The sequence below is a fragment of the Delftia sp. ZNC0008 genome (assembly GCF_000799035.1).
Lineage (GTDB): Bacteria > Pseudomonadota > Gammaproteobacteria > Burkholderiales > Burkholderiaceae_C > Comamonas > Comamonas tsuruhatensis.
This window is the reverse complement of the sequence record NZ_JTKZ01000969.1, coordinates 1-13,074: the sequence shown is the minus strand read 5'-3', so window position 1 is coordinate 13,074 and position 13,074 is coordinate 1. Positions and strand designations below refer to the sequence as shown.

Genomic DNA, 13,074 nt, shown 5'->3' with positions numbered 1-13,074 from the left:
GAATCGCCCATGGACAGCTCCCGCCTCCTGCTGCTGGTTGAAGACGATGCAACGTTTGCACGCACGCTGACGCGATCGTTCGAGCGGCGCGGCTACCGCGTGCTGCAGGCCGCCAGCGCCGAGGAAGTGCGCGAGCTGCTGCAGACGCATTCGCCGCAATACGCCGTCATGGACCTCAAGCTGGCCGGCAATGCCTCGGGCCTGAGCTGCGTGCAGATGCTGCACCAGCACAACCCCGAGGCGCTGATCGTCGTGCTCACCGGCTATGCCAGCATTGCCACGGCCGTGGAGGCCGTCAAGCTCGGCGCCTGCCACTACCTGGCCAAGCCGTCCAACACCGACGACATCGAGGCCGCCTTCGGCCGCCTCGAAGGCCGCACCGACGTGGAGCTGTCGCGCAACCCCACTTCCATCAAGACACTGGAGTGGGAACACATCCACGAAACCCTGGCCGAGAGCGACTTCAACATCTCCGAGGCCGCACGCCGCCTGGGCATGCACCGGCGCACGCTGGCGCGCAAGCTGGAAAAGCGGCAGATCAAGTAAGACGGCAGGCACCAAGACAAACCGGGCCTCAAGGGCCCGGTTTGTCATTGCGCGGCCATGGCCCTCAGGCCATCAGCCCAGCCAGAGGTAGTGATCGATCAGCAGTGCCAGGAACAGCACGCTCAGATGCACCAGCGAGAAGCGGAAAGTCCTGCGCGACAGCTCGTCCGAGTAATTGCGCCACAGCGCGAAGGCATAGCCGCAAAAGCCCACGCTCAACACCACGGCCACCACCAGGTACAGCCAGGAGCTCATGCCGTACATGAAGGGCAGCATGCAGGCTGCGAACAGGATCACCGTGTACAGCAGGATCTGCAGCCGCGTGTACTCGCTGCCATGCGTGACGGGCAGCATCGGCAGGCCCGACTGGCGGTAGTCCTCCACGCGGTACAGCGCCAGCGCCCAGAAATGCGGAGGCGTCCACAGGAAGATGATGAGAAACAGGATCAGCGCCTCGGGTCCGACCTGGCCCGTCATCGCGGCCCAGCCCAGCACGGGCGGCATGGCGCCGGAGGCGCCGCCGATCACGATGTTCTGCGGCGTGGCGGGCTTGAGGATCACCGTGTAGATCACGGCATAGCCCACGAAGGTGGCCAGCGTCAGCCACATGGTCAGCGGATTGGTGCACAGCAGCAGCACCAGCGCACCCAGCGTGCACAGGATGGCCGAGAAGGCCAGGGCCTGCTGGCTGGTCAGCTCCCCGCGCGCCGTGGGCCGCCAGGAGGTGCGCTTCATGCGCGCATCGATATGGCGCTCCACCAGGCAGTTGAAGGCCGCTGCGGCGCCCGCCACCAGCCAGATGCCCAGGCAGGCCAGCGCCATGTGCAGCCACTGGTCGGCGTTGGGCCAGCCCGGCACGGCCAGCACCATGCCGATCAGCGCGCAGAACACGATCAGCTGCACCACGCGCGGCTTGGTCAGGGCATAGAACTGCGTCCAGCGTGAGGACTCGACACTCAGGGAAGCTTGTTTACTCATGCAATCTCTCCACGGGCAACCGGCAACCCGGCCCGCAGCGTGCCCGGGCGACTGGCCGCCAGGCACCAAACAATCACGGTCACCAGCGCGGCTGCGCCACCCGTATGCAGCACCGCGGCCACCAGCGGCCAATCGAGCACCACGTTCGACAGGCCTGTCAGCACCTGCAGCACCAAAAACGCACCCAGCACGCGGCGCTGCAACGCCAGTGCGGGCACTTCACCCAAACGCCACCACAGCCCGGCCAGCGCAGCCACCACCACATAGGCCGCCAGGCGGTGCAGATAGTGGATGGCCGTGAGGCCCGCAAAGCTGATGTTGCTGCCGTCCTGCAGCAGGCCCAGCGGACGCCAGATCTGCAGCGCCTGCGAAAAATCCATGGCCGGCCACCAACTGCCCTGGCAGGTCGGAAAACTGCTGCAGGCCAGCACCGCATAGTTGGTGCTGACCCAGCCACCCAGTGCCACCTGCAGCACCAGCAAGCCCAGGCCCAGCCACAGCAGAGCACGCAGGCCCGGGGAAATCACCGTTGCCTGCTGCTGGCGTGCCTCCCGGCTCAGCCCCACGGCGGGCACGCACAGCAAGGCCAGCAGGCCCGTGCCGCCCAGCAGGTGCAGGGTCACGATGGCCGGAAACAGCTTCATGGTCACGGTCCAGGCGCCAAAGGCACCCTGCAGGCAGACCCAGAACAGCGCCAGCGTGGGCCACCAGGGGCTCATGGCCCCCCGCCGTGCGCCTTCCACGCCTTGGGCGCCACCCGCCCTGCCCTGGCGGCGCGCACGCCGCCAGGCCATGATGGTCATGGCGATGATGAGCACGCCCACGGTGGTGGCCAGATAGCGGTGGACCATCTCTATCCATGCCTTGCCATGCGTCACCGGCCCGGTGGGCATGGCGGCCTGCGCCTCGGCAATCTGCGCGCGGGCGCCCATGGGGCTGGCGCTGCCATAGCAGCCCGGCCAGTCAGGGCAGCCCAGGCCGGAATCGGTCAAACGCGTAAAGGCGCCGAACAGCACCAGGTCGAAAGTCAGAAACAGCGTCAGCACCGACAGTGCCTGCAGCCGCTTGAGCGAGCCACCGTTGCGGTTGCGCAGCCACACCCAGGCCAAGGGTCCCAGCGCCAGCAACAGGCCCAGCAGCATCAGCTCCAGAACGGGGGCCAGATCGTACAGCGCCTGCTCGTTCACCTCCGCCCTCCACAGCGCAGCGTCCACCGGACGGAACCGACCCCAGGCAAGCCGCAAGGCAATGCCACAGGCGCATCCGGTTGGCGACAGCAGAACTTCATAAATGAGAGCAATTTGACGAGAAGGCTCAGCCCCATGCGCGAGATTGGATCGCAGGCCGGGCCCACAGAGAATCAGGACATGCACCCAGATACAGGCTGCGGGACGGCGCCCCATGCACAAGGCCCGCCAAGCGGGCCCGGTCGCTGCAACTTTCAGAGCAGCATGTCTTTGATATGAAACAATTCTACTTGCCTGCGCACCACTCAAGCGCCCAAGCGCGCAGTGCCCCTAGACCGCAGCCAGCTTCTTTTGGCCGGCGTGATGCGGCTTGGGCCGGGCGCACACGAATTTGCGCAGGGTGCCACCCGAGGCATCGGTGGCCCGGCTTTGCACAACTGCTCAGATTCGCTCAGATTCAGACGCCCAGCGTTCCTTAGATTGACGCTTTCACTTGGGGACCGGCAACCGCCGGGTGAGGCCATGATTGCAGGACGCTCGTGGACTGTGCTTGATGGGCGCGGACACGAAATCGGGCGTGTCGAAGGCGATGAATTCGTCCGGTGCGGGACCAGGCTCATCTACCGCATCGATGGGCCGGCGCTGTACTCCATGGACGGCTCGGCCAGACTGATGGGCTTTATCGAAGGGACCGAGGTCAGAACCCGGCAGGGGCGGATCTTTCTCAAATTCCTCGCGCATTGAACTGCGCTGCTCTGATCTACGCAGCACCGTGCGCATGCAGCGGCAAGCTTTCGGCCCCCTTCTGCGCCAGCCGATGACAATCTATATCAATTCATTCATAGCCAGTCGCTAAGACGCACAGATAATTGCCGGCATTCGTGTGAATTGTGAGAAGGGACCGGGCCACGTGCCACGCCCTTCGCATGCTGGAGGATTGGCAGATGAGCGCCCCGGAAATGGAGGCCATACAGGAGCGGCTGAAGAAGCTGCGGGCCGACGAGGCGCAGGTAGCCGAGCAGCTGGAACGGCTGCAGACCCAGAAGGCTGCGCTGGAGCACAGGCAGGCCATGATCCAGGGCGCCTTGGAGGTGCTGGAAGAGATGCGGCAGGAGCTGGAGCCATGAACCGCGGCAAGCCCGGTTCGTCCTCGTCCTCGTCACCGCCCGCCACTGCCCTGCCAACAACCCAGGACTGGCTGGAAAGAATTGCAGCCCTGGATGCCACGCAGCCGCCGCCTACCCCACCTCGTCCGCGCAACACTCGCAAAGCAGCGCGCCGCAAGGCGGTCACCATCGTGGCAAGGCTGGTGCTGCTGGTGCTGCTGGCCATCGCCCTGGCCGTGGCGGCGCAATTGATGTGGGTCAAGTAGCTGCCTGCGGTATACCCTCGCATCCTGGCGAAGTTCCCATATTGTTTGCATGCTCACTTGCGCCTAGCATGGAGGCACACTCAACGCAGTGGAGGTGTCATGGCCGATCCCGAAGAACCGCTGGAAATACGCTCAGAACGCTGGCAGTCGCTGAAGGGGCTGGACATCGCCTCCGTGGATCTGGGCCCCATCTGCGTGGTGCTCTTGCTGACGTTGATCTGCATGGCCGTGATGCTGCTGCTGGCCAAGTCCGGCGCCGAGCAGGTGCGGCAGGCCCAGCCATCGCCCCAGGCCAAAGGCCCTGCTCCCCGACCGCAACCGGCGCAGCCCGTGGCAGAACCCGCCCAGCAACAGACCTGGATACCGGCCTTGCGCACCTGAGCGCGGCAAGGCCGGTCCAGGCCGTAGGTAGCGCGTTCAGACCTTCATCGAACGTGTCGCAATGAAGGTCGGCACGAACTTCTCGATCACAAAACGGGCGTGGGGCTGCCAGTCCTCGTGGAAGCCCGTCAGCACAAGCCCCGCATCCAACTGCCCCCCGATCTGATCGGCCAGCGTATGGCCGAACACCAGGGCCTCGTTGCGCTCGCGCTTGGCCGCAATCGCCTCGGGCGGCAAATCCGCCACATCGGAATACGGCAGGCGCCAGGCGGGCCGCACGAGTCCTTGCTCGCGCAATGCAGGATCACGGTCCTCCACGAAGACCACCGGATTCCAGAAGCTGGACAGAAGACGCCCGCCCGTCGTCAGCACCCGCGCGCATTCACGCCACACGGGCCGCACATCGGGCACGTAGAGGTTGGAGATGGGGTGAAAGATCACATCAAAGCTGGCGTCTGCAAAGACCCCCAGATCGCGCATATCGCCCTGCACGCAGGTCAGCGCAAGGCCTTCGCGCTCGGCCACATGCCGGTCCTGCGCAAGCTGGCCGGCTGAGGCGTCAAAGACGGTGACCTGGGCGCCCGCTGCCGCAAGAATGGGCGCCTGCTGGCCGCCGCCGCTGGCAAGGCAGAGGATGCGCAGGCCGCGTACATCATCCAGCCAGCCGGCAGGCAAGGGGCCTGGCGTGAGCCGCGCCTGCCAGCTTCCGGCGCGGGCCCGTGCTATTTCGGCGCTGTCGACCGGGCGCGACCAGTCGCAGGACTTGGCAGCCTGCTGGTTCCAGGCGGCCGTGTTGTGGGCAAGGATATCGATGGATTCCGTCATGGGCACTCTTTCAAAAATTCCGAAAGGAGGCCGCACGGCGACGCCGGGTTGCGTTCAGGAAACGCAGAGCAATCAACGAACAGGCAGGAGGTGACGCAGGCGTCCGCCGTCGGCCGGCAAAGGGCTTCGGGGGATTGGTCGGACGAAGGTCCGAAGGCGTCACAGGTTCATGTCAGGCTCGCAATGGTCGCAGGAACGGAAGCAAAAATTCTAGGGTTGCCCGAAGCACGCTGTCAAACAGCTGCGGCGCCTTCCCCACACGGTCATGCAAAAGTCACAACCGTGAGACGGCCTGGCTGTAAGTTGAACCCGCACCCTCGATGGCGCCGGCTTCTGCTGCGCCTTGGCGCGCCCGCTGACGACCGCCTTTTCCAACCCGGCGCCCAATGGATACCGAGGAGCAACACTTTGAAGGAGAGCTATGCGTAGTCCCAAGAAAGGCAGAGAGCCGATCCGGCTCCTGGACCTGGCCCCCGCCGTCTTCTGCATGCAGTGCGAACAGGAAAAGCCCGCCACAGGCGCCCGCCAATTCCATGCGTGGCACGTGTGCAGCGATTGCTCGCAGAAGCTGGCCCGACTCCCCACGGCGCAAGCACCCACGGCGCACCCTGCGCACTGAGGCAAGCGATTCCCCAAAACGACAGCCCGCCAAATGGCGGGCTTTCTCATGCCCTTTCGGGCATGGGCGGGACCATGACAGTGGATCGCGCCTACCAGGGCGCAAACACCATCATCAGCGCCACGGCCACGACGGCTGCGGCGATGTACATGGTCCGCCTGGTGGCGAACCGGTTGCGGGACGACGACGTGGGCACTTGGCCAGGGGTGTTGGGAGGAGGTGTGTTCATGGCCTCAAGCATGGGTGCCGCCCAGGCACGCCCTTGTCGGACAAGCACAGGTCAGGGAATCAGCGCAAGGCAGGACCAGGCCGTCGGCATTGGCCCATGGCCCGGTGGTCTGAAAGACGAATGGCGCTGCAATCGCTCGCGTGTGCCTCAATATGGGCGGACTCCGCAGATCAGGTGTGAACCGGTGCCGAGAAATCCCAGGCGTTTGCGGGCATGACCGCGCAAAACGCCCCTTCCAGCGTCGCGTTGTGGTGTTCCACAATCTTCTGCGCTGCAAGCTGGGGGGTGTCGGCACAAGTATGTCCATCCGCAATAAGGACGGCATCAAGGCCCAGATCGCGAGCGACCCGGCAATTGGTGTCCACGCAGTACTGAGTCTTCATGCCGGTGATGACCAGGCCGGTCACGTTGCGTGCTTGAAGCTGCTGCAACAGATCGGTGCCTGCAAAGGCGCTTGGGCGGTGTTTTTCGAACACAACCTCACTGCCGTCCAGTTGCAGTTCGGGTGCGAGTTGGGTCAGTGGGCTGCCTGGGCCAATGGGCGTTCCCACGGGACCGATGTGACGAGCCAGAAAAATTGGCGCTCCCGCACGGCGGGCCTGTGCCATCAAGGTATTGATGGTGTCCAGCACCTCGGTGCAGCGCCACATGGGTTCAGGCCCTCGGACCAGGCCGACCTGAACATCGAGGACTAACAGAGCAAACATGAATGCAACTCCTTGCGTGGTGCCGGCGACGCAAGGGCAAAAAAAGGGCCCTGTCCATCGCTGGCGGGCCTGGGAAGTGGTTCAACTGGGACTCACGGCACTTCACACGGTCCGCAGGAAGCGGTCGTGGAGGTGATAGTGGTGAGAGTGCAGTGAACCATGGAGTTCCATTGTAACGAGCGCCTTCGCCTGTCATCTCAGCACCTATGCGGCTTTTTTGCGTTTGTCGCGCCGCAGATCTCGCCCCTGTAGTTCCGGACGCTGTCCAGCTGTTTTCGGGGGGAGACGTCAGGCAAGAACAAGCCCGCTGATAGGGCTTGTCTGCACCTCGGTGTGCTTCACCTTCTTCGACGTCTCGTCACTTCCCAGGATGACAAGTTGCTGCGCCCTTTGCGAGACCAGTTGATGGAGAACCCCCAGGCGCTGACGGATCCGGCAGCGACTACGCGGACAACAGCGCCCAGCGTTCGTGATCTCGCCAGCGACCACCGACCTTCATGAATGCGGGCGACAACCCCTCCAACTTGAAACCACAGGACTTCACCAGTGCTATGGCTGCCTTGTTCTCAGGCTGAATGTTGGCTTCCAGCCGATGCAGCTTCGAAGTCCTGAAGACCTGCTTCACGACATGCGCGAGGCCCTCCTTCATCAGGCCCTTCCCTTCGAAGCCCGAGAATGCAAAGAAGTCGATATGGGCAGAGCGGAACGGGTCCATCAGGATGTTCGTGATCTGCACGACCCCGGCAAAACCATCGCTGCGCCACTCCCAGATCACAAATGCCGCACCCGACGGTTCCTGCACGCGAGCCAGGTAGCCCTGGAACTCCTGTGCCGTGCTGGGCGGCGAAACCCATGGAGCGTGCAGTTTGCGGCTCTGTCCGACCGCGTCGATGAACTGCTGCTCCAGATCGGCGGTCAGCGTCGAAACGTAGATATCTGTGCCCATGACTTCCCTTCTCTGTGGAGAGAAAAGTGTAGCCAGCCCAGGAATCCGTCGGAAGCCCGGCAGCGCGCTTGCACCCTACAGCCTTGTCAAGTGCACCATTGAAACGACGAAGCCCGCTTTGAACTGACCCCATGAAGTTGGACGGTTGGAAGTTAGCGGCTCAAGGCCTGATTTCGGTACTGCACCGGACTCAGGCCTTCTAGCATGAGCTTGATGCATTGGTAGTTGCCCAAAGACCACCACCGCGACGATGCCCTGCCCTTCGGCGACTGCCCCTCTCAGAAAGGAAACCTCGAAATGACCGGCCACAAGCCCTTGCGGCAGCAGAAAGGACCGGCATCGTGACCACGAAACCCGAACCCATCGCCACTAACGTCTATGACAAACAGCCGGGCGGAACCTATCGGGCCACCATGCACGTCAGTGGGCTGGCCATCCAGCGCGCTCTGCGACATATTCGTCCGGGGACACGACAGGAGCTTGCGCGGTTCCGCCTGGGACAGCACCCGGCGCCGAAACCCCACATGCTTCCCCCCGGCGGTTTTCCCCTTGGAACACAGCTGGCGTTTGAGAAGGCTACGCCAACAGTTCGGCGCCTCCCTACCGATCTTTCCTGCATCGAGCCCCAGTCCCACGCCTGCCCCAGCTGTGCCCGCAGCTGCTTGGCCGCCGTGGGAGGGTCTCGTCGCTTATCGAGTACGTCGTAAGCTTGGACACAGGTCACGTCACGCGGCACTGTCCAGGCAAGCTCTGGTACCTCGCCCAGCATTCGCGCCAGAGCGCTCCGCGCAAGGTGATCGCGGAAACCCTCCAGCAGCGCACGCACCTTAGACGATACGGCAGGACCATGTTTGGCCAGTGCTGCCTTGCGACGGGCAGTGACCGGATCAACTCCTGCGCTACCCCCGCGCTTGTCTCCCTGAACTGAGACAGCCTCTGCAAAGCGCTATCTCGGGCCAGTGCCCGAGCCTCACCTACTTCATCAGGCCAGCAGAGCTGTTTGTAGCGGTAGGCCCGTGTTTTGTGCGATTGGGAGTTGACCTATCGCAATTCATCGCACCCCTTCACGAGCAGGTGCGAGCCTGGCTGAAGCTGCTTTGCAGACCGCGAATCGAATAGCACTAGAATCTCACCCAGAGTCATGGCGCCGGTTCTATTGCCAGCGACGTAGGAGGCAAAAACCTACTCCCGAACCTACGCCAAGGTTGCAGGTGCAGATAGATTTCGCTGGGTGCCAAGTTGAGGTTTTGCGGCAAACGCGCCGTGAAAGTCTCAAGAAAACAAGCATCTAGCGAAGAAATGCATGATTCGACAATGGCTCAACCAAGGCGGGCGTCGTTCAATGGCAGGACCTGAGCTTCCCAAGCTCATGACGTGGGTTCGATTCCCATCGCCCGCTCCAGCTTTCCTCGCGCACTCTTCATTTGCGCGCGCGGGCCAATCTCTGGACTGAGGAGCAGGCGCCGCCGCAGCGGCGCCGGGGCGCTATCGCACGCCAGGCGATGAACTGCCCATCTCGACTTTCAGGTCCGGGAAGGAGTTGACCATCTGGACCTTGAAGTCAGGGAAAGAGGTGACGATCTGCCACTCTCCGCAACGGTCTGCGGAGGAGTTCACCACCTTGACCTTGAGGTCCGGGAAAGAGCTGGTTGCCTGGACCTTGATGTCGGGGAAGGACTGCACGAGCTGGACCTTGCCGTAGAGGCGGATGCCTTTGTAGGTGCAGTTTTTCTTGTCGAAGTCTGCGGCGTGAACGAATGCCGGCAGGGCAAGACAGGCAAAGACAAAGCTACAACGCTGCAGAAGATGCATATGCGAAAAGGGAGTGGGTCTTCGGAAACAAGCCAGGCCGTGGCTTGCGGCCGCCCTATTAGAGCATCCTGCATGCAGAAGCCCCTGACGTTTTCGACCGAGCGTCAGCCTGGGGCAAGACCATCCATCCGGCACTCAGGCCATGAGCCCAAGCAGCCAGTCCGCATACTCCACGGTGGCGGGAGTGGTCCCGGAAGGAGGCTTGATGCATGCCGCGCGTGTGGAATTCGCCATGGCGCGTATGTCGCTGGGTGTGTGGCCGAATTTGGCCCGGAATGCGCGGCTGAAGTGGGCCTCACTGGCAAAGCCCAGGCGCGCGGCCACCTCGGCGACACGCAGGCGTCGGTAGGCAGGGTTTGACAGGGCATGGAAGGCCTCTTGCAACCGTCGCTGCTGCACATAGCGCATCACACCCCCCAAAGGTTCGAAAAGGTGGTAAAGCCGGTGACGTGAGATGCCGAAGCACCGGCAAAGCAGCTCGGGCGAGAGGGGAGCAGCCAGGTTTCGCGCGATATGGCGCTTGATACGGTCCAGCATTGCTGCCTGCAATTCAGTCCGAGCCTCGGCCACCGTCCGTAGACTGGGGCGCAGGCAGGCCGCCAGCATCTGGGTAGTGGCATGCACTATGTCGTCAGCCTGCTCCAGGCCGATGGAAGGCAGGCGTCGCTGCAGAGCGCAAAGATGATCTGCCAATAGCCCGGCGAAGATGCTGCTGCGGGTCAACACGGTTCCGTGCAAGCCTGAACTCGATGCACCCATTGCCTGGTCGCCAAGGCTGCGGGGCACGATCAACGAGAGCACATGGGAGTCGTCCGCAACGGTATGCTGGCAGCGAGCCATGTCGAAGAAGACCACATCACCTGCTTGCACCGTCAGCTCGTGACCATCGTCACAGCGCCCTGTGAAGCCGCCTCCCCGGTACCACTGCACCAGATAGTGGTCCAGCCCGTCATGGGCCGCGCGTGCATGTCCGCGCGAAAAGCGCTGTGCACCGAAGCGCAGGTCTCCCAAAAGCAATTGTCCCAAGTGGACTGCATCTACCGAGGCGTGGAAGCCGCCGCGCACCGTACCGCGCTCCAGCGGGGTCACATCGAACAGTACAGAGATGCCGCTGCGCCAAGCGTCGAACCTGTCCGCCTCCAGGCACTGCTCGGTGGTGAAGGTGGTGCTCGGCAGGGCTGAGGTCGGAGTCTGCATGTCGAATGATCTGGGCAAAAGAATGCCGTGGTGAAGCCGTCCCTCCGATAGCAGCCAAGGCGTTGCGACACACTCGCCCAGGACGGCTTTCATTTGAGAGCCGCGGCATCGTAACGCAATGTGTGCTGGGGCGAATCGAACTGACGAACGGTAGCCCGTCAAGATGCAACCCAGGCAGTGATGCAGGAAGATGCGCAGAAGTTGGTGCCTCGGCAGGTCCAGCAGCCATTCAGCCTGTGGCGGTGGATAGCGTTCACAGGCCTTGGAGAATCAATGCTTGAGTTTCTCAAGAGTCAAAACGGAGTGTTCCATGACCCCTACCACCGAACAAAAACGTGCCAGCTTCCGGGCCCTGCACCGCCAAGGCTGCTTTGTACTGCCCAATCCATGGGACGCCGGCAGCGCCCGCATGCTGCAGGGCCTGGGCTTCAAGGCGCTGGCCAGCACCAGCTCGGGCCATGCATGGTCGCTGGGCCGGCCCGATGGCGCCATCTCGCGCGACATGACCCTGGCGCATCTGCGCACCCTGGTCGCGGCCACCGACCTGCCCGTGAACGCGGACTTTGAAAGCGGCTTCGGCCTGGGTCCGCAGGAGGTGGCAGAGAGCGTTCGCATGGCCTTGGACACCGGCGTGGCAGGGCTGTCCATCGAGGATTCGACAGGCGATGCTGCCAACCCCTTGCGCAGCATCGAGGACGCCGTGGCCCGGCTGCGCGCCGCCCGCGCTGCCATCGACGAGGCAGGCGGTAGCACCTTGCTGGTCGGGCGTGCGGAGAATTTCTTCGTGGGCCGGCCCGATCTCGACGACACCATTGCCCGGCTCAAGGCCTATGCCGAGGCCGGCGCGGACTGCCTGTACGCACCCGGCATCCGCAGCGCCGAGCAGATCCGTGCCGTGGTGGCGGCCGTGGCACCCAAGCCGGTGAATCTGCTGATCGGAGGGGCCAGCGAATGGAGCCTGCAGGATGCCGAGGCCATGGGCGTGCGCCGCATCAGCGTGGGCGGCGCACTGGCGCGCGCAGCCTGGGGCGGCTTTCTGCATGCGGCGCGCTCCATTGCCGAGACGGGGCGCTTCGACGCGTTCGCCCAGGCCACGCCGGGCGCCGAGCTCAATGGCTTTTTTCAGGGCAAGGACTGATCCGCAGCGGCCTGCAGCCGCTGCGCGGTCATGACCCAGACCGCGATATCGAGCAGGGCGGCCGCGCGCTCCACCGGCGCAAGCTGCGGGTCCAGCACGCCGTCCATCTGCCGTGCCAGGGCGGACCAGCCCAGCAGTGCGGCCTGATCGGCCCAGGCCCGGCCTGCGGCCAGCAGCGGTGCGCCGGCACCCACCAGGCCTGCGGCCTGCATATCGGCCAGCCAGACCTGGCCCTGTGCCAGCCAATGGCACAGCGGCGCCTCGGCGCTTTCGTTAGGTGCCGTGCTCATGGCTGTTTCTCCCTGCTGCCCTGCGCTGGCGGCGGCTTCCAGGCCGTGCTGGGATGGTGCCAGTCCGTACTGTCCCGCCAGCGCACCGATGCCACGGCCATCTGCAATCGCCCGGCCACGAATTCCACGCGGCCAAAGACCTCCTGCAGCACCCGGCCGCACGCCAGCTCCCGGCGCAGGGCCTCGCCCGCCCTGCCCTGCATGCCGTGCAGATCACCGGCCAGGCATATGACGGGGCCGGAGGTTGGCAGCTGCGGTTGCAGCTCCATCGTCCAGCGCTGCAGCAGCAGGTCAGTCTGCGGCAGGCCGCTGCCGCTCACCTGCCATCGCGCCCAAAAGGGCGGCTGCTGGCGCCAGGGGTCTGCATGCAGCTCCTGCAGATGGCGGCGCAGCAGGACCTGGGGGTCGTCGGCCCCCGGCAAGGGGCCGGCCGCCTGGGCCGCCACCAGCCGGGTGGCATCCCGTGCCGAAAGGCGGCCGTCGTCGCTGACCCAGCCGTCCACCAGCACATGAGGACCTTGCAGCAGCTGCCTTGCCGTGAGGCCGCCCAGGGTTTCCGATTCCAGCGCCTGGGCAGGCTCCCATTGCGGATCAAAGCCCTCAGCGCGCGATGCCGACCAGGTCAGGAACCGGCCACTGGCCGCATCCTGCAAGTGCACCGAAAAACCGCGCTGCCCTCCGCGCGCCAGCCACAGCTCGGCCGCCACGGCATGCAGACACAGGCCTTGCACGCGCCGGTAGCTGCGCCTATGCACGCCAGCCAGCTCCTGCAGGGGCCGAGGCAGGGGTTGCTGGGCCAGGCCGCGCAGCAGCATCCACAGCGCGGCCAGCAGGGGAGCCACGCGCT

16 protein-coding genes, 1 tRNA gene and 1 pseudogene are annotated in these 13,074 nt (G+C 64.3%); 7 read left to right on the top strand and 11 right to left on the bottom strand.

The window, feature by feature from the left end:
* Positions 1-9: 9 nt before the first annotated feature.
* Entirely contained in the window at positions 10-546 is a 537-nt protein-coding gene (locus L995_RS31075) for a response regulator transcription factor (protein ID WP_012205888.1), read from the top strand.
* A 72-nt stretch (positions 547-618) separates the two neighbouring features.
* Here the strand turns inward: L995_RS31075 and cyoE are convergent, their stop codons facing one another.
* Together cyoE and L995_RS31065 are read right to left on the bottom strand one after the other, a co-directional pair.
* Positions 619-1,524 carry a heme o synthase gene (gene cyoE / locus L995_RS31070; protein WP_016447188.1) on the bottom strand — a complete coding sequence of 302 codons (906 nt, stop codon included), beginning with the start codon at positions 1,522-1,524 and terminating at the stop codon, positions 619-621.
* Complete coding sequence (locus L995_RS31065; protein WP_047475383.1) at positions 1,521-2,711, bottom strand: COX15/CtaA family protein; 1,191 nt, start codon at positions 2,709-2,711, stop codon at positions 1,521-1,523. Before L995_RS31065 ends, cyoE begins: the two co-directional genes overlap by 4 nt.
* 522 nt (positions 2,712-3,233) lie before the next feature.
* Between L995_RS31065 and L995_RS31060 the strand changes: the two genes are divergently transcribed.
* From L995_RS31060 to L995_RS31045, 4 genes are all read left to right on the top strand, one after another.
* The gene (locus tag L995_RS31060; RefSeq protein WP_017403888.1) at positions 3,234-3,455 is read left to right on the top strand and encodes a hypothetical protein; all 222 of its coding nucleotides are present in this window, start codon (positions 3,234-3,236) and stop codon (positions 3,453-3,455) included.
* A gap of 200 nt (positions 3,456-3,655) precedes the next feature.
* Complete coding sequence (locus tag L995_RS31055) at positions 3,656-3,838, top strand: hypothetical protein (protein ID WP_016447190.1); 183 nt, start codon at positions 3,656-3,658, stop codon at positions 3,836-3,838.
* The gene (locus L995_RS31050; RefSeq protein ID WP_047475362.1) at positions 3,835-4,083 is read left to right on the top strand and encodes a hypothetical protein; all 249 of its coding nucleotides are present in this window, start codon (positions 3,835-3,837) and stop codon (positions 4,081-4,083) included. Before L995_RS31055 ends, L995_RS31050 begins: the two co-directional genes overlap by 4 nt.
* Positions 4,084-4,182: 99 nt before the next feature.
* The gene (locus L995_RS31045; protein ID WP_016447192.1) at positions 4,183-4,464 is read left to right on the top strand and encodes a hypothetical protein; all 282 of its coding nucleotides are present in this window, start codon (positions 4,183-4,185) and stop codon (positions 4,462-4,464) included.
* A gap of 36 nt (positions 4,465-4,500) precedes the next feature.
* On the opposite strand, the gene L995_RS31040 is transcribed toward L995_RS31045, so the two are convergent.
* The 5 genes from L995_RS31040 to L995_RS34945 form a co-directional block, all read right to left on the bottom strand.
* A complete protein-coding gene (locus L995_RS31040) occupies positions 4,501-5,289 on the bottom strand; it encodes a class I SAM-dependent methyltransferase (protein WP_017403885.1) in 789 nt (262 codons plus the stop codon).
* A gap of 710 nt (positions 5,290-5,999) precedes the next feature.
* The gene (locus L995_RS34115; RefSeq protein WP_193726258.1) at positions 6,000-6,137 is read right to left on the bottom strand and encodes a hypothetical protein; all 138 of its coding nucleotides are present in this window, start codon (positions 6,135-6,137) and stop codon (positions 6,000-6,002) included.
* Between the two features lie 170 nt (positions 6,138-6,307).
* On the bottom strand, positions 6,308-6,844 hold the full coding sequence (locus L995_RS32640; RefSeq protein ID WP_082001667.1) for a cysteine hydrolase family protein: 537 nt from the start codon (positions 6,842-6,844) through the stop codon (positions 6,308-6,310).
* A 442-nt stretch (positions 6,845-7,286) separates the two neighbouring features.
* Positions 7,287-7,790: a GNAT family N-acetyltransferase gene (locus L995_RS31030; protein WP_016447197.1), complete on the bottom strand. Its 504-nt coding sequence runs from the start codon at positions 7,788-7,790 to the stop codon at positions 7,287-7,289.
* Positions 7,791-7,942: 152 nt separating this feature from the next.
* Complete coding sequence (locus L995_RS34945; protein WP_354004185.1) at positions 7,943-8,023, bottom strand: IS3 family transposase; 81 nt, start codon at positions 8,021-8,023, stop codon at positions 7,943-7,945.
* Between the two features lie 1,095 nt (positions 8,024-9,118).
* On the opposite strand from L995_RS34945, the gene L995_RS31025 reads away from it, so the two are divergent.
* Positions 9,119-9,192, top strand: a tRNA-Gly gene (locus L995_RS31025).
* Positions 9,193-9,275: 83 nt separating this feature from the next.
* Here L995_RS31025 and L995_RS31020 read toward each other — a convergent pair.
* Together L995_RS31020 and L995_RS31015 are read right to left on the bottom strand one after the other, a co-directional pair.
* Complete coding sequence (locus L995_RS31020; RefSeq protein WP_016446204.1) at positions 9,276-9,602, bottom strand: hypothetical protein; 327 nt, start codon at positions 9,600-9,602, stop codon at positions 9,276-9,278.
* 135 nt (positions 9,603-9,737) lie between these two features.
* Entirely contained in the window at positions 9,738-10,799 is a 1,062-nt protein-coding gene (locus L995_RS31015) for a helix-turn-helix domain-containing protein (RefSeq protein WP_047475355.1), read from the bottom strand.
* Between the two features lie 310 nt (positions 10,800-11,109).
* Between L995_RS31015 and L995_RS31010 the strand changes: the two genes are divergently transcribed.
* Positions 11,110-11,937, top strand: coding sequence for an isocitrate lyase/PEP mutase family protein (locus L995_RS31010; RefSeq protein ID WP_016451625.1), 828 nt, complete (start codon positions 11,110-11,112; stop codon positions 11,935-11,937).
* On the opposite strand, the gene L995_RS31005 is transcribed toward L995_RS31010, so the two are convergent.
* Both L995_RS31005 and L995_RS31000 read right to left on the bottom strand, forming a co-directional pair.
* Positions 11,922-12,227, bottom strand: coding sequence for a hypothetical protein (locus L995_RS31005; RefSeq protein WP_047475352.1), 306 nt, complete (start codon positions 12,225-12,227; stop codon positions 11,922-11,924). The genes L995_RS31010 and L995_RS31005 overlap by 16 nt on opposite strands.
* A pseudogene (locus tag L995_RS31000) lies at positions 12,224-13,074 on the bottom strand (SWIM zinc finger family protein); the annotation flags it as partial. The pseudogene L995_RS31000 and the gene L995_RS31005, both read right to left, overlap by 4 nt.